We start from the raw sequence: 19,701 nt of genomic DNA, 5'->3' as shown, positions 1-19,701 counted from the left end.
GCGGCGTGCTCGATCAGTGTCTTGGTCGGGACGCATCCAGCGAACGTACGATCCCCGACGATCGGACCGTCGGCGACCAGCAGCGTTGGGGGATTCGAGACCGGCGCCGGTGCGCGCTGCGGCGAGGCTGGTCGCGCCGCCCCGATGACGATGATGTCGCGCCGCGGATGCGCGGTCATCAAGCAGCAGCGCCCGACACGTACGTCACACCAGAACGCCACATGACTGTTGATTTTGCGGGCTAGTGGGAACAGAGGTTCGACGCGGACGACGCACCGCCGGGTGCTTCTCGTGCTGTCAGCCGCCTTGGCGGATGCCGGCGCGGCGAGACTCATGCTGTGCGCACGGGTGCCGGCATCAACCCCGGCAGCCGCGGTCAACCGGTTCAGCCGCGACGTGGGCGATGGCTCTGGTGCGGCATCTCTCGATGAGCCGACGGCGCCCTTCGACGGTCAGCGGCGCATTCTTGTGCGTCACTGGGCCGCGCCGGGCGCGGATGCTCGGCGTGTGCTGTCGCGGTTGTCGATGGCCTGGTGAACCTCGTTGATGGCCGTGCGAATGGTGGCGCCGTAGGCATCGTCGTGCAGCGCGGAGGTGTGCTGCTGGGCGCTATTGATGTGCTCGGCGGCTGCTCCGAAGGAGCCCAGGCGGCGGAGGTTGTCGGCGAGGTTGAGGTAGAGGCTCGGGTAAAAGCCGGCGACGTGGAGGGTTGCGTGGTGTTGCTGGGCGCGTTCCTCAGTGAGGGCGTCGGCGGCATCGAGGGCGCGGACGTCCCAGATGAGTGCCTCTGCGGCGTCTTCGTAGAGGTCGGCCAGGTAGTGAGCGAGCGTGCAGCGGTGGAACGGGTCGCCTGCGACGCCGATCTGTTGCCAGATGGCGAGCAGGTCGCGCCGGGCCGATTCGATGTCGCCCTCGCGTCCGAGGACCACGGCGTTGCCGATGGCTTCCATCGTCGGGTCGGGCGCGGCGGCAGTTGCGGTCATGAGAGCGGTTCAGTCCTTGTCATCTTCGGTGGCGGTCGCGGCTTTTGGGCCGTTGTTCAGGTGTTGGGGCCGCCGGTCACGGCGCAGGGTCTCGGCACGGCATGACGAGCGTTGTGAGGTCGCCGTCGTTGGCTGATCGGATCGTGGCCGGCTGGTCAGGCCCGCGGAGGTCGACCATCAAGTCGCTGCCGAGGGCGTGGCTCAACGCGGGGTACAACGTGGTCAGCTCGAACCAGAGCGTCAGATCTGGACCAGTCGCCGTGCCGTCGAGGTCCACGGTGCCGCCGGGCAGCAGGACGGTTGGTCGGCCGCCTGCGACTCGCAGACCTACCTTCTCTGGTGCCTGTTGCTCTAGCGCCTTGAGGATCTGCTGCTTGTCGACCGTGACGCGATGCGTCGCCGCGGGGAGTGACCCGATCAGAAGCCGGTGGTCAGGGAAGCCCTCAGTCAGCAGGCGGCAGTGCATCACGGCGCCGTCGACCATGCGGAAGCCCAGAGTCCGTTCGCCCGCTTCCAGCGTCACCATGGGGGTTCGTCGGAGCCGCGAGGTTGTGGCCTGGAGATCGTCTCCGGCGAGCGTCCCTGCCCAAGAAGCGGCAGACAGTCGTCTCGGCACCAGCGTCCGCGTGGCAAGGCGGTAGCGATCGGTCGTGGTCAGCGAAATGGCGTCGGGGTCTGCTTCCAGCCGCACACCACCCAGGACCGGGACCTCGGCGTCGCGAACGGTGGTGGCCAGGACCTGATCGACCGCCGTAGCGAGGACCGGACCCGGCAGCACGCAAAGGTTGAGGCAAGCGCCCTCGCCAAGGGACGCCTTGAGCGCCGCGGCTGTTCGTTGAACCCCGATGGCCTCCGCGGCGACCTTGGCTACCTGATCGTCGATCAGCCGCGCCGCGTCCTGGGCACTGACGGTGAAGAACCTGGCGATGTCGGGCAGCGGCATCCCGATCTCACGCAGCCGGCGCAGCTGCGAAGCCCGCACGAGTTGCGACTCGCTGTAGAACCGGTACCCCGTCAGCGGGTCGACCTGCTCGGGACGGAGTACGTCGGCATCGTCGTAGAACCGCAACGCGCTCGCTGTCAGTCCGGCGAGTTTGGCGAACGCGCCGATCGACATCAACTCCGGGTCAGTCACCCGAACATCGTCGGGCCTCAAGCAACTCGAAGGTCAACCGAGCCGCCAGCCGTTAACAACGTCTCGCCCCCGCAACAGCCAGCCGGCGTGACCTGAGCGCCGTGCTCCTGATCGCTTCGGTCACGTTCCTGGTCTGCGAACGACTCGCCCTGAAGGTCGTCCCGTACCCGATCGCCGAGGTGATGGCCTCCAACATCGGCGGCGCCGCCACGCTGGTCGGCGACCCGCCCAACATCATCACCGCCAGCCGCGCTGACCTGTCGTTCAACGACTTCTTGGTCAACCTGCCCCCGTTGATTGTCGATCTGATAGTGGCCTTCTGCCTGCTGTGCCGCTGGCTGTTCCGCAGCGCGTTCGTCTACGACGAGACCGCGCCGCCGCCGTCATGGCCCTGCAGGAAAAGGAGGCCATCACCGACCGGCGGCTCCTCTGGCAGAGCCTCACCGTGCTCGGGCTGGTGATCGTCGCGTTAGTGCTGCACCCGGTACTTCACCACGAGCCGTCCGTGGTGGCGCTACTGGGCGCCGGACTGCTGGTGGCCGCCACCAAGGTCACCACCGAGCAGGCGCTGGAAGAAGTCGAGTGGGACGCTCGTCTTCTTCGCCGGCCTGTTCGTCATGGTCGGCGGCCTGGTCGAGAGCGGCGTCATCGGCGACATCTCCCGCGCCGCCGCGGACATCACCGACGGCCGCCTAGGGTTCGCGACCATGCTCCTGCTGGGGCCTCGGCCGTCCTATCGGCCATCGTGGACCACATCCCCTACGTCGCCACCATGAGGCCGATCGTCTCCGACCTCGTCCAACAGCAACCCGCAGGGACGGCACCGTCCTGTCGTGAGCGCTCGCCCTCGGCGCCGGCCTCGACGGCAACGCCACCGCCATCGGCGCCAGCGCCAACGCCGTCGTCCTCTGCATCGCCGCCCGCAACAGCACACCGATCAATTTCTGGCAATTCACTAAATACGGCCTGATCGTCACCGTGGCGCTGTCGGTGCCGTACCTCTGGCTCCGCTACCTGTGAAGATCGGCGACCCACCACCTGACGGGCCGCCTCCGCGGGAGGAAATCCTGGGCTGCGCGGGTGAGCGCGGTCCCCAGCCGCATTCGCGGCCGGGCTGTCAGGCGTCGGCGGGCTGTTCATGGGCCTGCAGCGGAACCATCGACTTCTCGCCCAATCCGGAACCGTTCGCGATTGGTGCCGATCTCCAAGAATTCTTTGAACAAGCCAGCGCCCGGCAGTCGTTCAACCAGCACGTCCAATGGTTCTTCCGCCTTGTGGGGCAGGTGGCGCTTTGATGCTGCGACGGGCTGGGTGATGGTCCGGCGGACTGTCCGCACGTCGTCGCCGCCCAGTTCGATGGCCAGCGTGGCTTCGGCGACGTGGATGGTGACGACCTGACCGGTGTGCAGGCGTCCCAGGGCGACCTTCTAGCTGACAGCCTGCCGCCTCCGCGACGAAGTACTCAAGATCGTCGGTAAGTCTTCACCTCCTGCTCGATCATGCCTACGCTTTCGGGCCGTCCGTATCCGGTATTCGTGCGACGGGCGGTTGGGAACGTGGCAGTATCCGGGTGACCATGGCGAGGAGGGTGCGGAGCATGGCCTTGTCGGAGCCAAACGAGATCGACTGGGCACGGCTGCGGTTCGCCTCCGGGGGGCCGGGGCCCCTGTTCGACCTGGTGCGGGAACTGGCCGAGCAGACGGACATGGATGAAGATCCACGGAATGGGGGCGGCGGGCTCTTCCTGCCCGGTTCGCTGTACGCGGAGTCGATACCGGTGCTACCCGCCTTGGCCGAGCTGGCCGCGTCGGGCGAGGTGGGGGTCCGCGCCGACGCGCTGAACCTGTTAGCGCGAATGAGCCGCGAGGCGAACGACCATCATGATCCGGAGTGGGAATCGGCGCTGCGGGGTGTCCTGCCGGGGCTCCTGGCGCTGCTCGACGACCCGGACGCCGGGGTGCGGCTGGCGGCGACGCGCGTGCTCGCGGCCGCGGTCGGTGACCCGGAACCGGCGGTGCGCGCCCTGTGCGGAGCGTGGGCCGAGGACGACGACGAGGCGGTGCGGCTCTGCGCCGTGCTGGCCGTGACGAACCTCGCCCGGCAATGCTCGGCCGCCATCCTGCCCGAGGCGCTGATCTGGCTCCGCGACAGGGCCGCCAAGGGGAGTCCGCACGTCCGGATGGCGGCGTCGGTTTCCCTGGCTCGCCTCGTGGGGGCGGAGCGCGCCGACCCCGACGCGGTGACTGAAGCGATGGCCGCACCCAGTGTCCAGGTGTGGCGGTACGTGCCCGAACTGGAGCCGCCGGATCTCCTCGGCCTGCACAGCGGAACGGCACGGCAACTCGTCCACTGGGTCGACGACCGGCTCGGGGACGACCTCGCGGCCCGCATCCGCCTCAGCGCCGTGCTCGGGCGCCACGGTGACGCGGACCGGCGCGGCGAGGGGGTCAAGATCGCGGCGGTCTTGGCCGCGGCGTGGCGGTCCGCGGCCGCGGAGCTGCTCCCCGTCCTGGCGGAACGCGCGGGGGACGACGCGGTGGAGAACGCCCTGCACGCCCTGCACGTGATCGCGGCAATGGGCCCGGACGCCGCCACCCACACGGACCTGCTCGCCGCCAGGCTGGACGACGACCGGCGCCTGGGCTCCGGGACCGACCTGATCGCGGACGTCGCCGCTTGGGGCCTGGCGTGGCGCGGCGACCCGCGGTGCCTGCCGCACCTAGCCGCTCGGCTCGGCGACGAGGGCCTCGTCTACGGCCCCGGCGACCTGGGCGGCGGCAATCTGAATTGGTACTCGACGGCTCTGCCGGGTATCGCGGACGTCCTGGCACCGCTCGGTGACCACGCCGCGGTGCTGCTGCCGGTGATCCGCGACCGTCTCGGCGACGTCCCCGAGACCCCGCCGTACGCCCATGTGCGGGCGCGGCCCTCCCGCGCTGAGGAAGGGCTGGTCCGGCTGGTCGGGGCGTGGGGCGCTGCGGGCACTCCGGCCGTCCCAGAACTGATCGGCCTGCTCGGCAGCCGGCTGGAGGCGGCGGCCGCGGAGGCGCTCGCGGCGTTGGGCCCGGCGGCCGGCGACGCCGGCCCGGCCGTCGAGGAGGAGCTGCGGCAGCGCGGGCACATCGGCCACCGGCCCGATGGCCTCCGGTGGCTTGCCCTCGCGCGGGCGCACTGGAGGATCACGGGCGACCCCGCGCGCCTGATCGACGCGGTTCACGCTCAAGCCGGACCTCGAAGCCTGCCGGAGGACCTCCTGCCGTACATCGCGGACCTGGGGCCCCACGCCGCCGCCCATGAACCATGGGTGCGGTACTTCATCGACTCCAGACACGAGCGCGTCCGGTTCGCGGCCTCGTACGCGCTGGGCAGGATTGGCCGGCCCGCGGTTGGGTCCGCTGTGCTGGCCTCCGAACTCGACCGCCTCGCCGACGGCGACCACCGCCCCGCGAGCTTGCCGGCCGTCCGCCACCTCGCCGCACTGGGCACCGCCCCGAACGGCCGCCGCGACGAGCTCCGCGCGATCATGGACGCCGACCACCGGCACCGCGCCTCCGGCGGCTGGCGCAGCTTCACCGAGGACCGCGAGATGCGACAGCTTGCCGCGACCCTGCTCGCCCTCACCGAACACTGATCCACCGCCCAGCCCGCAGGACTGCCAGTCATGGGGGAAGGCGATCTTGTATAGAAGGCCGATGCGGCAGGCCAACTCCCGTGTCGAATCGGCCGAACGAGGCCGCCGGCCGCCCGTCCGGGCGCTGCCACAGCTCTAGGCCCTCGAAATAGCGCAGCAGCGTCCGCGAGGACGACCACCCGGTGGTCGCCTGCAGGATCCTCACGATCTGTGCGCCGGTCCGCTCGGGCGTCTCCCGCTTCAGGGCGGCCGCCAGCTCCAAGACCTCGGTCGGGGTCCGCGGGGTGAGCTTGCGGGACGGCGGGACCATGTCGTCGAACCCGCGCTCGCTCCAGGTCCGGATCCATCGGTCCAGCGTGGAGCGGGCGACCACGACCGGTTCCCCGAACGGACCTCGTGGGTGGTCTGGGCGATCTGCCGGGCCAGCCAGCCCCGCTGCTGGGTCGACAGCTCCGGATCGGCCGCCTCGCGGATCAGCTGATAGCGCAGCTGCTACAGGACCGCGACGAGGACCACGCGGCCGCCCGGCACGGCCCCCGCCAGGTCGCCGCCCACACCCGCGCCGCGGTGGCCACTGCGTTCCTGCGCGCCACCGCGGCCAGGTCTGGCTGGGAGCCGGACCGGTGAGCGGCCGGCCACGACCGGGCCCGGCCGCGCACTCTGTGATGCGACAGGTCGCCAGCGAACGCGCGTTGAAACGGGCCGCCCGCCAGTGCATGGGCGGCACCGGAGCCCCCGGCGCCGACGGCATGACCTGACGCGCCTTCCGTCAGGACCTGCCCGCCCGTCTCGCCGCGCTCTCGGCTCGCCTGACCGACGGATCGTGGCAGCCCTCCCCCGCGCGGATCGCCGAGTTCCACGCCTGGGGTAAGGACTACTGGATCACCATCCCACTCTCGCCGACCGTCTCGTGCGGCGCTCTCTGCGCAACGCCGTGGAATCCGTCCTCGAGCGAGACGCCTACCCGCCCTGGGTGTTCGGTTGGCACCGGCGGGCCGGCGCCCCATTGCCATCGCCGCAGCCGTCCGCCACCTGAACTCCGGCCTGCCGTGGGTCGCTGGCATCGACGTAGCCGCCGCCTCCCGCGGCGTGACCCTGGACGAGGCCGTCACCTCCGTGGCCCGCTTCGTCCACGACGGCACCCTGCTAGCCCTTCTGCGCCGCATCGTGGCCGCCCTGCCCGACCCGCTCGCCGCCGGCAGCGGCCTGAACCCGATGCTCACCAAGCGACAACTGCACCCTCTTGTGCCCCATCCGCGCCACCTCACTTCCCGCTCCCGGCCGCCAGGCCCTGAGTTCTTCGACGGGCCACGGGATGCGGCCTCTCCGGGTCGTCCCCAGGCCCGTCGAAGGACTCAGGCCCTGGTCTCGTACCTGGTCAGGAGTGCGCCGCCCGGGAACGTCCGGGTCTCCACTAGGGTCAGGTTCACCCAGTTGTCCAGCGCGGTGAAGAACGGCAAGCCGCCGCCCACCAGGACCGGGTGGGTGACCAGCACGTACTCGTCGATCAACCCGGCCCGCATCGCCGCCGCGGCGAGCGTGGCGCCGCCGATCTCCATCGGGCCGCCATCCTCGGCCTTGAGCCGGGTGATCTCGGTGACCGCGTCGCCGGTGACCAGGCGGGCGTTCCAGTCGACCTTCCTGGTCGTGGAGGAGAACACCACCTTCGGCACGTCCCGCCAGCGGCCGGCGAACTCGATGTGCGCCGGTGTGGCGCCGGGCTGCTGGTCGGCGGTCGGCCAGGCGGAGCTCATCGTCTCCCACAACCTGCGCCCGTACAGCGCCAGGCCCGTCGCCCCCACCCGGTCGGACCACCACTGGAACAGCTCGTCACTCGGCGCGTCCCAGCCGAGCTCGTCGCCGGGCGCGGCGACGTAGCCGTCCAGGCTCACGTTCATGCCGTATGTCAGTTTCCGCATAGTGCCAGCCTCCTGTGAGTCGATCTCACACGTACAGACGGGCGCGGCGCGGAAACCTAATCGGTCAGGCCACACCGGCCCCACACCGAGGGGTTCACCACGCCAAACGTTCATCCGCCGCACCGCATGCACGTTGCCGGCTTGGGCTCGGGCGAGCGATCCGAGGCGGCGAGAGCTGGGGGACGCTGTTGGAGGCGATCGGCGAGTGGAAACACAAAACGGCGGGAGGGGAAACTTTCCCCTCCCGCCGCCGGGTGTTGTCCTTCACTTGCCGCTGATGGCTCCGATGACCAGGCCACTGTAGACGGCCAGCTGGAAGCCCATGAGGGCGAGCGAGAAGGCGGCGTAGGCCCCGCCGAGGGCGTAGTTGGCGCCTTGGATGATCAGGAAGGCCCCGGTGAAGCAGTAGACAGCCAGCCTGGCGCCGCCGGAGCGACGCCAGGCGAGCCCGAGCAGGGCACCGAGCAGGCCACCGCCCAGACCGAGCGGTATCACCGCAACGAAGTCGGGACGGTCGTACATGCGGATGCCCAGGTCAGCAGCGAGGTAGCCGAAGACGCCGCCGAGGACGCTGGCGGCACTGACGGCGCTGGCGCGTCGAACACACGTCGACATGATGATTCCCCCTGTTTGTAAGGCGTCCGGACTGGATGCCGGCTCGCGCGACTCAGGAACGATAGGCCACACCCGCGGCGTATACGCAAGCGGAACTCGGCCCGAGATGGAGAAACCGCAACGCCAGCGGAGGACGACGGCACTCGGACGACGAGCATGGTGCGCAGATGTGCTATCGAATCGTGCGGCGTTACGTCGCCGCGCGGAGGCCGCAGATCCAGGTGGAGGCCAGGTGGGCGCCCATCTCGCGTTGGTCAGCGAGGGCCGGACGGCGCGGGCCGCCGCGCGGCGCGGGTTGTTGGACGAGGATCAACTTGATCGCGAACTCGGCTGGACTTTCGGCTCCGACTCTGCCACGGTCTTGCACGGCTCCCCCTCAGTGGGATTGCTCTGCTTCGTGCAGTCCGTAACGAAAGGGTTGATTCAACATGTGCCACACGACCTGCGGCAGGACCACCGTCCAGTTCACCATGCCGGGCACCTTGGGAAACACGCACGGCGAGCACTATGTCCACTCCTTCGAACGCGTCTTCGGCATCGATGCGCAGGCGATCGAGGAGAGTGCGCTTACCCGGGCGCGTGCCCTCTTCGGCCCCGACATGGAACTGCGGGTGGTGCGCGACTACACGGTCTCCATCAACCTCGAAGGTGTCTTCTACAGCCCCGAGGTGAAGGTCGAGACCGTCGGCCCACGAGTCGAGGCCAACGTCACCGTGACCGGCAACAACGGCGTCACCATCACTGTGCTCGTCTTGGGTGGCTCGAAGAACGTGGATGGCGGAGTTGACAGCCGCTCTTACCACACTGGGTACGACTTCGGCCGCAGCAAGAAGGCGATCCGAAAGAGCGTGCTCGCCGAGGCGCGTCGCGCCTTCGGTCCGAAGGTGAAGCTGCGGATCGCGCGCGGCTGCACTTACAAGACCGCCGGCAGCGGCTACTACTCCGCTGACATGAAGGTCATAATCGTCGGCTGAACAAAAGGACGCTGCTTTACGTGGAGTTCTTCACCACCAGTCCCTTCCCAACCGCCTACGGAAGCGGAACCGGAGGGATATGAAACGACACCACGGCCGTGGCAGCCGGGACCGGTCCTCAGACCCCCGGCGGCCACGGTCACTCTTAATAGCCGACAGTTGTGAACTCGCAGAGTTCGTCGCGCTTCACGACCTCTGTAGCGAGGAGGCTCGCCACGGTCGAGATGCCGGTGGCCGGATGTGCACCTGTGCCCAGGCCGGGTGTGTGCCTGGCGGGGGGCCGAGGTAGGTGCTGCCGCGATGAGCATGTGCACCCCGGACTCGGACGGGCTGCACGGGCGCCTGCGACTGGAGTGGCCCGTGGGATCGGCCACCGGGACACACCCGCCACGGGCCGACACCGGTCATGACGCGATCGGGCACTGACCGGGTAGAGCGCACCCGACACCGGCCCGGGGCAGTTGATCGCCCAGTTCTCACCAGAGCCGCCCGCTGGACGTCGCTCCGCCGAACGACCACGCTCAGCGGAGTTCCTGGCTTTCTGCTGTTTCGCCCAGACGATGGAGTAGGTGTGCCCAGCCGTCGCTGGTCTCCTCATCGAGTACGGCGGGCAGACCGCTGTGGCGCAGGGTGAGCTCGGTGCCGTCGCCGTCCGGGGTCAGGGTGACTTCGACTCGGGAGGACTCTGGCGCGATGTCGGGCGCTCCTGGTGTGGGTTCCCAGCCGAAGGTGAAGACGAGACGTTCGTACGGTACGAGCTCCACGATCGTCCGCGCATCACCGGGCGCGGGCCCTCGTGCATCGCGACCTGCAGAATGCCGCCGGGGCGGGCGTCCAGCTCGGCAGTTCCCCACCATCTCACCAGGCGTGCGGGGTCGGTGAAGTACCGCCAGACCGTCTCAGGACGCGCACGGATGTGCAGCGTCTGCTCAATCGTCCTGCTCACAACGATCCCTTCACGTCCTGGTCGCTGGTGTGCGCGCGTTCTTCCTGCTCAGTTTCGTGCTGGAGGCGGCCGAGCGAGGTGGACCACATCGTTTCCAGGAACGTCACCGCCTCGGCCAACCCGTCGGGACGCAGCCGGTAGAAGCGGCGGTTGCCGACGCGGCGGACGTCGACGAGACGGGCCGCCGTCAGCGTTCGCAGATGCTGGGATACCGCGGGGCGACTGATCTCGGGAAAGCGCTCGGCGATCTCGCCTGCCGATACCTCGCGGTCCCGCACCAGGACGAGGATGGCGCGGCGGGTCGGGTCCGCCACGGCGCGCAGCGCATCCTCCATGGGTCACCGCCTTCGTTTGCGCACTGCAGGAGGGCTATGTAAGTGTTTAAGCAACATCTTACATACTATCGGAGACGAGGATCGCCATGCCAGGAGACGGCAACGCCCGTACCCCGCGATCGGAGAACCGCCACCTGAACGCGCTGGTCGGCCGCTGGCGATCACAGGGGCGCATACCGGCCACCGGGATCGACCCGGAGATCCGCATCACCGGGTCGGACACCTACGAGTGGCTGGCGGGCGAGCACTTCCTCATCCATCGCGTGGACGTGCGCATGAACGAGGAGCACGTCGAGGTCATCGAGATGATCGGGCCCTACGATCCAGAGAGCCGGAGCTATCCCATGCGCTCCTTCGACAACCACGGCAACTTCGTCACCATGCGGGCAAGCGTCGACGACAGGGGTGTCTGGACGTTCGCCGGCGAGACGGAACGGGCGACGCTGGTGATCGCCGAAGACGGCGAGTCCATGACGGCCGAATGGCAGCGCACTGACGACGGCTCCAACTGGCAGCACTGGATGGACATGAGCTTCGGGAGGGCTTCCAGCCCGAGCGCCGTCCGTACAGGTGAGAGGCTCTCGGCCGAGTCAGATCGACCTGGTTCGACCGCCTGAACTGCTTAGCCCCTCTTACGGCGTTGCCATTCGTTGATCGAACCTGGCGTCCCCGGAGAGGACCGCCTCGCCAGGCCTGGCGCCGATGAAGGGGTTGCCGGTCATGGACTCTCGGCGTGGTCGGCGCGTTCAGCAGTACTGGCGCGAAAGTACCTAAGTGCGTCAGATTCCCCGTCTTCTCCGGCTCCCTAGTGTCGTAGTCACAAGAGAGCACGAGCACTGAGGAGAGACACATGAGCGACGTGAACGAGCTGGTCCAAGCGCTACCTGGCGGCGTGGAACGAGACCGACAGCACCGCAAGGCAGGCGGTCCTGGCGAAGGTCTTCGCCGAGGACGCGGTGTACGCCGACCCGCTGGTCTCCGTCCGCGGCTGGGAGGGTCTCGACGCCACGATCGCGGCGGGTTCAGGCGCAGTTCGGCGGGCTCGTCTTCAGCCTCGGCGGCGCGGTCGACGCGCACCACAGCGTCGCCCGGTTCACCTGGCACCTGGGCCCCGAGGGCGCCGAACCGGTCGTCATCGGCATCGACATCGCGGTGATCGGAGAGGACGGGCGCATCACCCAGGTCCTAGGCTTCCTCGACAAGGTGCCTGCCACGGCCTGAACCCGCTCGGGACGAACGATCCGCCCCGGCCCGCCATGCAGCCGGGGCCGCTCCCGGTCTTTCGCACGAATCGAGAAGAGCCATGAACGCCTATGTCATAGCGCACCTGCGGGATGCCGCGCCGCACCCGGAGATCGCCGAGTACATCGAACGGCTTCCCGGCACCTTCGGGCCGTACGGCGGCCGGTACCTCGTGCACTTCAAGCAGCATGAGGTGAAGGAGGGCGCCTGGTTGCGGGCGACCACATCGACCGACGCCACCGGCGCCGCATCCTCGGCCGCCGCCAGCAATTCACCCAGGCCCAGCCGATCCACAGCCCCCCAACCCTCCTCAACCCCCGACGTCGGTCGCTCTCCCCCAGTGTGATCCACACCTACTGATGGGTCCGCCACACACGGGTCTGAGCATCTGCCGTAAACGATCATTCGGCGCGGACGGTTGTGCTGGAGGGGGTCAGATGGCGGCGGGCGGGGTTGTGTCCTCACTGGGCGGTGGTCTGGCAGGACACGATCAAAAGTGAGTCCAGTCGGTTACCGGGAGGGTGGGGGGCACGCTGCTCGGTGCGGGCCAGCGCGGCCAGGATTGCGGCGCAGGGGCGCGCGTAGAGGTCGGCGGCGGTCGCGATGAACACCTGCCGGGGGTCGTTGGGCTGTCCGAGGGCCGGTATCTGACCGGTCTTTTCAATGCGCAGCAGCGACCAGCGGGAGAACCAGAAGTGGGCGGCCGCGTCTTGGGCGGTGAGCCCGGCCCAGTGCCGCAGGTCGGCCAGGGTGGCCTGGTGCGGTGCGACCTCTGCCAGATGCTCGGGCGGCACCTGTAACCGGACTGCCAAGGCGACCAGGCTGTGCGGATCGGGGCGCCGGCGCCCGGCCTCATAGTCGATGAACTGCCAGCGGGTGGCCCCTTCGCCGAGCGCTGCGGCGAGTCCATCCAGGCTGAGACCACAGGCGCGAGCCGCCGCAAAGCCACGCCGTCCAAGCGCGGCGTCCCATGCAGCATAGGATCACTCCTTGTTACCGCTCCATCGCATCCTATAACCGTCTTTGGGAACGCGACATCGACCCGGCCAGCATGGCGGCCCCGGTTGCTCTCGGCGACCTCCCCTGGCCTGACCGATGAGGTTTCCGCGCCGCGCCCGTCTGTACGTATGGCCCGTGCCTCAGCACGGGCGCCTCGTGCGAGCCGGCATCCAGTCCGGACGCCTTAACAAACAGGGGGTAACCATCATGTCGACGTTCGTTCGACGCGCCGGCGCCGTCAGTGCCGCCAGTGGCATCGGCGGTGTCATCGGCTGGTACATCGCCGAACTGGCCATCCACCTCTACGACCGGCCGCGACTTCATCGCGGTGATACCTGTCGGCGTGGGCGGTGGCCTGCTCGGTGTCCTGCTGGGGCTCGGCTTCCGTAGCTCGGAGGGCCCCAGGATCGCCGCCCGCTGGATCGTGGTTGCCCTTCTGGTCATCCAGCTCGGCAACTACTTCCTCGGCGGCCCCTTCGTCTTCTCGATCGCCGTCGTGGGCTTCCTGCTGATCTTCGTCATCGGCCAGATCATTGGCCAGATCACCGGAGCCTTCAGCGGCGAATGAAGGCCGGCACCCGGCGGCGAGAGGGGAAAACCTCCCCTCCCGCCGTCACCTCGACGCCTGGTGCATCAGCCCAGGCGCGCACCAGCTCGTCCCGACACCAGGTCCCGACGAGGCGACCAGACCAAAACAAAGGATGAACACCATGAGCGACGTGGTCTTCGGGATCGCAAACGTCCGGAGCTTCGACGACCCGGACAACCCGACCGTCTACGGAATCATGATCGACCGCGACGGTAACCGTCGCGTCTGCAACGGCGACAACGGCAACAGCGCCGGCGACAACCCCGCCGCCAGCGACAACCCTGCCGCCAGCGACAACCAGCGATAGCCAGCGCGGAAGCGCTGACGATCGCCCAGGACTCAGGGGCCCGGCTTATGCCGGGCCCCACTTTCATGCCCCCGGGAACGTATGTTTTCCGCCGCGCGCCTCGTCGGCGGTCCGGCTTTTGAAACCGGCCGCCATCGAATAGGAGCCATCGCAGGTCAGGACCCGTCCGAGGGCGAGGCCTTGCGCCGCGGCCGCCCTGCCAGCGACTCCGCCCACCAGCGGCAACGCCTATTGACACCCGGTGGCAGAGACGTACGACAGTCGTACTCCGGAGTCGGGCGGAGCCAGACCGCGTCGCCGACGACGAGCACCAGGACCACGAGACGACGAGGGCCAGTCGGACGAGCCCGTGCGCGAACGCCCAGCTCAGCGGCACCAAAGCCCGTCGATGGGCATCCCGGATGAGACCTCCGATGGCGCTAAGCCGTCAAGCCGCTGCGGTGGCGGGCGGGGCGAAAGCCTTGGTCTGGTCGTAGAGCTGCCTGGTCTGGAGGCAGTGGTGGAGTTGTCCAAGCATCCGGTTGAACAGGTTGCGCAATGCGGCGGCGTGCCGGTCTCCGTGGTCGCGTCGCTGCTGGTAGTGGCTGCGCGGTGGCCCGGCTTTGGCTGCCGCGCAGAACGCTCATCTGAATCCGGTGGTCGCCAGGCGATTGTTCTTGATCGAGCGTCGGGTGATGGACACGCTGCGCCCCGAAGCGCGGGTGACCGGCGCTGACCCGGCGTAGGCCTTCAGCGCCTGGGCGTCGGAGAACCAGGCCCGGTCGTCGCCGATCTCGGCCAGCAGCCGGGCGCCGAGCTCATCGCCCAAGCCGGGAAAGCTGGTGATGATCTCGTAATCGGGATGCTGGGCGAAGGCCTCGGCGACCGCCTGGCCGAGCCGGTCGACCTTGACGCACTCGGCGTCCAGGACGTCCAGCAGCGCACGGGCCTGCACGCCCATCGAATCCTCGATCAGCGGCGGCTGATGCAGATGCGGCGGCCGCAGGGCCTGCTGGATCCGGCGGGCCGGCTCGTCGATGCCGCGTTGCCGACCGGCCCGGCGCAACGCCGCGGCGATGCGGGTGCGCGACAGCCTTGTGGCCGCCGACGGCGTGAGCGCGAGCGCCAGTAGGGCGCGGGCGTCGCACCCGGCCAGGTTGGTGGATCGGTCGCCGGCGAAGGCGGCCAGGAAGGCCGGGAAGTACTCGCGCAGCAGCGACCGCAGCGTGTTGAACGCGCGAGTCCGCCGCCAGATGGCGTCCTGGTGAGCCCGAGCCAGCACCGCGATGGCGCGGGCGAGATCGGTGTCGTCGGGCAGCGGCCGGTGAGCGTGAGCATCGGTGTGCAGGATGCCCGCCAGCGTCATGGCGTCGGATGTGGTCGGGCTTCTTGCGGGCGACCGAGCGCCGCTCGCGATAGCAGGCCACCGCCATCGGGTTGATGGCGAACACCTTCCGGGCCGTGCTCCGCAGCGCCGCCACCAGCAGCCCACGCGGCGTCTCGATCGCCACCGGGATCGGATCGCCGGGATCGTCCCCGACGTCGGCCAGCAGCTTCAGCAGTCCTCGAACCCCTCGGCGCTGTCGTCGATTCGGCGCTTGGCCAGAAGCCGGCCGGCCTCGTCGACCACAGCGACGTCGTGGTGGTCCTCGGCCCAGTCGATCCCGCAGAATGCTTTCACCCCGGTCCTCTCCCTCGATCACCCGTGACCTGTCAGTGCAGGTGGCGGTCTGGCCGGGAACGCGCGGCGCCCTAATCACAAGGCTCTGAGGCCTTCCCTCCGATGGAGCCGTTCGCGATACCAGCGACCCGCGCGGGCCCCAGTCTCATCCGAGAGCTCCAAGGCTCAGAACTTTCGCAGGGGTCACCGCGCAGGCAGCTCGAACCACGACCGGCAACCTGCCACCAACGCCACCGCGGCGAGGCCCACCTGCCAGCCTCGGTCTGGACACCCGACGACCCTGATTAGAACTTTCTTACGTCTTTCAACATCGACCCCGCTGGCACGGCGGCCCCCGTTGCTCGCGGCGACCTCCCCTGGCCTGACCGATGAGGTTTCCGCGCCGCGCCCGTCTGTACGTATGGCCCGTGCCTCAGCACGGGCGCCTCGTGCGAGCCGGCATCCAGTCCGGACGCCTTACAAACAAAAGGGGTAACCATCATGTCGACGTTCGTTCGACGCACCAGCGCCGTCAGTACCGCCGCGGCAATCTGGACCAAGCTGAAGCGCCTCCTCGCTGCTTCCGGCTCGGCGGGAGGTCCCGGAGCTGGCGAGTGGTTCGTGATCATCACGCTCGAAACTGTGCGCCCGTTCGGTTCGGAGAAGAGCACCTACACGTTCACCCTCCCCCGGCGGGCTGGTACCGCTCTCACGGAGCTCTACCGGTCGGCGCTGCAGCACGAGCGGTGCCCGGAAGAGCTGAAGACGCTGGTGCGAGGTGGAGGCTCAATGATCGTGTTCTACTCCATCGAGCCCAACCAGCTGAGCAAGGGCGAGTACGCCGTCTTCATCGCGACCGAGGTGCTGAACGGCTGCACTGCGACCAAGGGCCACAGCTTCGACACGCTTACGATCCGCACCGCCACCCGCGAGGCCGTCTACCAGGCCGATTTGGGCCGCCGCGGGTTGCCGCCGACCGCGGCGATCCTGAGTTACTCCATCCGGCCCAACCGAGTCGACACCGCAGCTTGAGCCAAGGAGATTTGGCTCAGGCCTCAAAAGCGCCGTGAGGCGTATCACGGCCAAGCAGAGGGCGGGAGGGGTGACCCCTCCCGCCTTCCTCGTGTCCGTTGCCGAATAGGGCTGTTGGGGATGAAGGGCGGCGGCCGGACGGGCCGCCGCCAGGGCGCGGCCCGTCCGGGCCGGGCATGCGGCCTGGGGGGCCGGTCCCGGCCCGGCCGTCCGCGCGCCGCTAGACGCTAGGACGCCACTCAGCCGCCCATAAGCCGCTAGCGGGACCGCTAGGCCTAGCGAGGACGTCCGGCTAGACGTCCACGGCCCGCTAGAGGACGTCCCAGCGCGTCCCGGGGACGGCTGCAGGACGTCCCGACCGGCGTTGCCGAGACAACGAGCGCGAGCACCAGAACCACGAGCCCATGACCCTGAGCCCGCCGATTTCGGTTCCGGGTGTGCTCAGGTATCCGCACTTTTTGCGCCCAATGCGGCGGCTCGCCGCAGGTCGGCCTTTGCCGAGACCGGCACCCTGCCGTATTCGTCTGTGTCGTATTGGCCGGACCGGCGCGTCAGACGGGGCGGCTGCCGGGGTAGCGGTTCCAGGTCCCGCCGGCGGCGGTGAGGCGCTTGGCGGGCGGTCCCGTGGTGGTATCCGAGGGCCTGAGCGACGACGGGTGCAGGGGCTTGGAGCACGAGTTGCCGGAACGCCGCGGCGCGGGTCTGGGTGACCCGGGAGGCCGTGCGCGCGACGTCGTCGTCGCTTCCGCGAAGTGGGACGAATGCGTTACGAAAGTGGCCGGGGGAGGAGCGGTGCTCCTCCCCCGGTCATGTTCGGCGGTGTCTGTCGACGCCGCCGTGTCAGTTCTGCGTGCTGTACTCCTCAATACTGGGGGGCTCAGGGCTCACCAGCGTGTTGAAGAGCGCGGCGATTACGACGAGACCGATGCCGACCCAGCCCCAGGGGCCGAGCCATTGCGTCTCGTCCAGCAGGCCCAAGAGCACACCCACCATTCCGACCAGCGCCGCCAGCGGCGTGTCGAGGCAGTAGAGCACTCCGGTCACCCGGTCGGAGACCTTCCCAGCCGCCGCGGCCTGCAAGAGCGCCGGGACGAACAGGATCAGCAGGCCGGCCACCGCGCCCCAGCCGATAGTAGGGACGAAGTCCGAGAACAGTTCGCCCCAGCCGCCAAAGGGCAGCACCACCAGCGCCATCGAAGGCACCGACAGCAGGTTGGCGACGGCCAGGCCCTGCTTGACCAGCGCCGAGTCCTCGCCGTTGGTCTCGTTCTGGGCCGCTTCCAGCGCCGCCAGGCCGCCGAAGACCACCTTGATGTAGTTCCAGAAGCACCAGGCGGCCGCCACGGCCCAGGCGAGGCCGACCAGGTCGATCTCACCGAGCCACGGCTCGGTCAACACCAGCACCCCGAGCAGCGCGAGTCCGCGCAGCCCCAACTGCCGCCAGCCCCAAGCCTTGACCGGGCTCGGCTGGTCGGCGCTGATGCTGTGCCAGACGTCGGTGAGACCGACGCTGAGCACGCCCAGGGCTCCGATCGCGGCCACCGGCCCCAGCCCCAGCTTCTGCACCGCGAAGATGTACGCGATGCCGATCAGGGTGTTGCTGAAGGCCAGCCTGGCCACCAGCTTCCACATCGGGGCGTCGAATTCGCGGATCCCCAGGCCGTGCCGCTTGCCCACGTAACTGGCGAGCGCGAAGGAACCCACGAGCGTCACCACCAGCGCCGCCGCCAGAGCGGGCAGCGTGGAGGTGAACGCGAAGCCGGTCTGCTGAACGGCCAGCTCGGCCACGATGATCCCCCCGCCGACCAATCGGATCCGGCGGGAACGGTTGTCGGACATGGTTACCTCTCGTTTGTGTAGCGCCCCGGCTCTCGGCCGGGACGCGAATGGAGTTCCAAGGAACGCCCATGCGCCCCGACCTTGTCGGCCAGGACGCACTCTCGGTTGCAGGGAACCGGGCACGCCCCGACCACGGACCGGCCGGGACAAACGTCATGGCTCCAAGAGCCAGACCTTTGTAAGGCGTCCGGACTGGATGCCGGCTCGCCCGAGGCGCCCGTGCTGAGGCACGGGCCATACGTACAGACGGGCGCGGCGCGGAAACCTCATCGGTCAGGCCAGGGAGGTCGCCGAGAGCAACGGCGGCCGCCATGCCGGCGGGGTCGATGTTGATCTCGCGGGGCGATGGGAGCGTGATCGGCTGGTCCTGGTGGGTGCGGAGGACGTCCAGGCGGTAGCCCTCGGTCAGGCTGGCGGCCAGGCAACGACTGCGCACCGCAGACCCCACCGTCTAGCTCGACTCGTTCGGGCGACCTTGCCCGTTGTGGCGAATCGGCGCTGATCGGTTCCCGAGTGTCCTTGGATGATCGGTTGTGAGTGGATCTGTGGGGCGTGGACTGGAGCGAGTGCAGCGGCGCTGGACTATGGCGCGGAAGCGGCGCGGGGGCTCGGCCGTTGCGGGTGCGGCCGTTGCGGGTGCGGCCGTTGGCGGCGGGGTTTTGGATGCTGGCGGCCGCAGGGGCGGCAGCGTTGGCGATCTGGCTGACCACCGCTTGGCTGCTGGACGTGGCCGATGACGCCCCGCCCGGAACCGAGCGGGCCAAGATCCGGGTGGACGCCGTGCGCACCGGCCTGGCCGCCGGCGGCGGTGGGGGCGCGGCAGTCGGGTTGATGCTGGCGTTCCGGCGGCAGCGGCACGCCGAGCTGGCGACCGCGCTGGGGCAGTTGGGCGCGGCCGAGCGGCGGTCACCGAGCTGTACAACGCCGCTGCCGAGCAACTCGGCTCCGACAAGGCCCCGGTCCGACTCACCGCGCTTTACACCCTGGAACGGCTGGCCAACGACAACGAGCGGCACCGGCAGACCATCGTCAACATCATCTGCGCCTACCTGCGCATGCCCTGTGCGACACCCCCGACCGGCGACTCCGACCCCCAGGAAGAACACCGGGAGAGGGCCCGCCGCACCGCCGCCCGCTACCGTGCCGCCCGCGACAACCGGCCCGCTCCCCTCGAACCCGCAGCCCCTGGTCCAGGCCCCCGTGAGAAACACCAGGTCCGCCTCACCCCCCAACGCCTCCTCACCACCCACGTCCAGCCCACCGCCGAACACCACTGGGCGGGCATCTCCCTGGACCTGACCGGCGCCACCCTCACCGACTTCACCCTGACCAGAAGTGCCACTTCGCGATGGACATGGCCGCGGGGAGGCTCGCCAACACCGTCGCGGCGGATGCGGCGACCTTGAGGCAGGTCGATACCTAGGGCGGCGGAACGGTCACGGTTAGAGCGAAGGGCGGCAGCGTCTTCGGAGTTGTCTCCAGCGTTGGCGAACGGGAACGCCTGAAAGGCGATCTT

17 protein-coding genes and 2 pseudogenes are annotated in these 19,701 nt (G+C 69.1%); 9 read left to right on the top strand and 10 right to left on the bottom strand.

Annotated elements, in window-relative coordinates; translation table 11 throughout:
* Window positions 1–473: 473 nt before the first annotated feature.
* Window positions 474–983, bottom strand: a complete 510-nt coding sequence (locus tag AB0C87_RS08985) for a hypothetical protein (protein ID WP_353831492.1) — start codon at window positions 981–983, stop codon at window positions 474–476.
* Window positions 984–1,059: 76 nt separating this feature from the next.
* Window positions 1,060–2,118, bottom strand: a complete 1,059-nt coding sequence (locus AB0C87_RS08980) for a MerR family transcriptional regulator (protein WP_353831493.1) — start codon at window positions 2,116–2,118, stop codon at window positions 1,060–1,062.
* A 101-nt stretch (window positions 2,119–2,219) separates the two neighbouring features.
* Here AB0C87_RS08980 and AB0C87_RS08975 point away from each other — a divergent pair, with 101 nt between their 5' ends.
* The 3 genes from AB0C87_RS08975 (at window position 2,220) to AB0C87_RS08965 (ending at window position 5,749) form a co-directional block, all read left to right on the top strand.
* The gene (locus AB0C87_RS08975; protein ID WP_360577007.1) at window positions 2,220–2,579 is read left to right on the top strand and encodes an SLC13 family permease; all 360 of its coding nucleotides are present in this window, start codon (window positions 2,220–2,222) and stop codon (window positions 2,577–2,579) included.
* Window positions 2,504–3,088: a hypothetical protein gene (locus AB0C87_RS08970; protein WP_353831495.1), complete on the top strand. Its 585-nt coding sequence runs from the start codon at window positions 2,504–2,506 to the stop codon at window positions 3,086–3,088. Before AB0C87_RS08975 ends, AB0C87_RS08970 begins: the two co-directional genes overlap by 76 nt.
* A 627-nt stretch (window positions 3,089–3,715) precedes the next feature.
* On the top strand, window positions 3,716–5,749 hold the full coding sequence (locus tag AB0C87_RS08965; RefSeq protein WP_353831496.1) for a HEAT repeat domain-containing protein: 2,034 nt from the start codon (window positions 3,716–3,718) through the stop codon (window positions 5,747–5,749).
* 28 nt (window positions 5,750–5,777) lie between these two features.
* Here the strand turns inward: AB0C87_RS08965 and AB0C87_RS08960 are convergent, their stop codons facing one another.
* From AB0C87_RS08960 to AB0C87_RS08950, 3 genes are all read right to left on the bottom strand, one after another.
* The gene (locus AB0C87_RS08960) at window positions 5,778–6,122 is read right to left on the bottom strand and encodes a hypothetical protein (RefSeq protein ID WP_353831497.1); all 345 of its coding nucleotides are present in this window, start codon (window positions 6,120–6,122) and stop codon (window positions 5,778–5,780) included.
* A gap of 982 nt (window positions 6,123–7,104) precedes the next feature.
* Window positions 7,105–7,668 carry a dihydrofolate reductase family protein gene (locus tag AB0C87_RS08955; RefSeq protein ID WP_360577006.1) on the bottom strand — a complete coding sequence of 188 codons (564 nt, stop codon included), beginning with the start codon at window positions 7,666–7,668 and terminating at the stop codon, window positions 7,105–7,107.
* A gap of 264 nt (window positions 7,669–7,932) precedes the next feature.
* Window positions 7,933–8,283, bottom strand: coding sequence for a hypothetical protein (locus AB0C87_RS08950; protein WP_353831499.1), 351 nt, complete (start codon window positions 8,281–8,283; stop codon window positions 7,933–7,935).
* 428 nt (window positions 8,284–8,711) lie between these two features.
* Between AB0C87_RS08950 and AB0C87_RS08945 the strand changes: the two genes are divergently transcribed.
* On the top strand, window positions 8,712–9,257 hold the full coding sequence (locus AB0C87_RS08945) for a hypothetical protein (RefSeq protein WP_360577005.1): 546 nt from the start codon (window positions 8,712–8,714) through the stop codon (window positions 9,255–9,257).
* Between the two features lie 521 nt (window positions 9,258–9,778).
* Here AB0C87_RS08945 and AB0C87_RS08940 read toward each other — a convergent pair.
* Window positions 9,779–10,119: pseudogene (locus tag AB0C87_RS08940) on the bottom strand (SRPBCC family protein).
* Between the two features lie 80 nt (window positions 10,120–10,199).
* Window positions 10,200–10,538 carry a metalloregulator ArsR/SmtB family transcription factor gene (locus AB0C87_RS08935; RefSeq protein WP_360577004.1) on the bottom strand — a complete coding sequence of 113 codons (339 nt, stop codon included), beginning with the start codon at window positions 10,536–10,538 and terminating at the stop codon, window positions 10,200–10,202.
* Between the two features lie 86 nt (window positions 10,539–10,624).
* Between AB0C87_RS08935 and AB0C87_RS08930 the strand changes: the two genes are divergently transcribed.
* Both AB0C87_RS08930 and AB0C87_RS08925 read left to right on the top strand, forming a co-directional pair.
* Window positions 10,625–11,155: a DUF1579 family protein gene (locus AB0C87_RS08930; RefSeq protein ID WP_360577003.1), complete on the top strand. Its 531-nt coding sequence runs from the start codon at window positions 10,625–10,627 to the stop codon at window positions 11,153–11,155.
* Window positions 11,156–11,841: 686 nt separating this feature from the next.
* Complete coding sequence (locus AB0C87_RS08925) at window positions 11,842–12,126, top strand: DUF1330 domain-containing protein (protein WP_360577002.1); 285 nt, start codon at window positions 11,842–11,844, stop codon at window positions 12,124–12,126.
* Window positions 12,127–12,241: 115 nt separating this feature from the next.
* On the opposite strand, the gene AB0C87_RS08920 is transcribed toward AB0C87_RS08925, so the two are convergent.
* Entirely contained in the window at window positions 12,242–12,592 is a 351-nt protein-coding gene (locus tag AB0C87_RS08920; protein ID WP_360577001.1) for a hypothetical protein, read from the bottom strand.
* A gap of 437 nt (window positions 12,593–13,029) precedes the next feature.
* Here AB0C87_RS08920 and AB0C87_RS08915 point away from each other — a divergent pair, with 437 nt between their 5' ends.
* Complete coding sequence (locus AB0C87_RS08915; protein WP_360577000.1) at window positions 13,030–13,347, top strand: hypothetical protein; 318 nt, start codon at window positions 13,030–13,032, stop codon at window positions 13,345–13,347.
* A gap of 142 nt (window positions 13,348–13,489) precedes the next feature.
* Window positions 13,490–13,675, top strand: a complete 186-nt coding sequence (locus tag AB0C87_RS08910) for a hypothetical protein (RefSeq protein WP_360576999.1) — start codon at window positions 13,490–13,492, stop codon at window positions 13,673–13,675.
* 427 nt (window positions 13,676–14,102) lie between these two features.
* Here AB0C87_RS08910 and AB0C87_RS08905 read toward each other — a convergent pair.
* Window positions 14,103–15,335 (bottom strand): annotated as a pseudogene (locus AB0C87_RS08905) (IS110 family transposase).
* Window positions 15,336–15,815: 480 nt separating this feature from the next.
* Between AB0C87_RS08905 and AB0C87_RS08900 the strand changes: the two are divergent.
* Window positions 15,816–16,346 carry a hypothetical protein gene (locus AB0C87_RS08900; protein WP_353831508.1) on the top strand — a complete coding sequence of 177 codons (531 nt, stop codon included), beginning with the start codon at window positions 15,816–15,818 and terminating at the stop codon, window positions 16,344–16,346.
* Window positions 16,347–17,186: 840 nt separating this feature from the next.
* Here the strand turns inward: AB0C87_RS08900 and AB0C87_RS08895 are convergent.
* On the bottom strand, window positions 17,187–18,185 hold the full coding sequence (locus AB0C87_RS08895) for a hypothetical protein (RefSeq protein ID WP_353831509.1): 999 nt from the start codon (window positions 18,183–18,185) through the stop codon (window positions 17,187–17,189).
* Between the last annotated feature and the right edge of the window lie 1,516 nt (window positions 18,186–19,701).

The organism is Actinomadura sp. NPDC048021 (assembly GCF_040653135.1).
GTDB lineage: Bacteria > Actinomycetota > Actinomycetes > Streptosporangiales > Streptosporangiaceae > Spirillospora > Spirillospora verrucosospora.
This window is presented reverse-complemented; position numbering and strand designations above follow the sequence as displayed.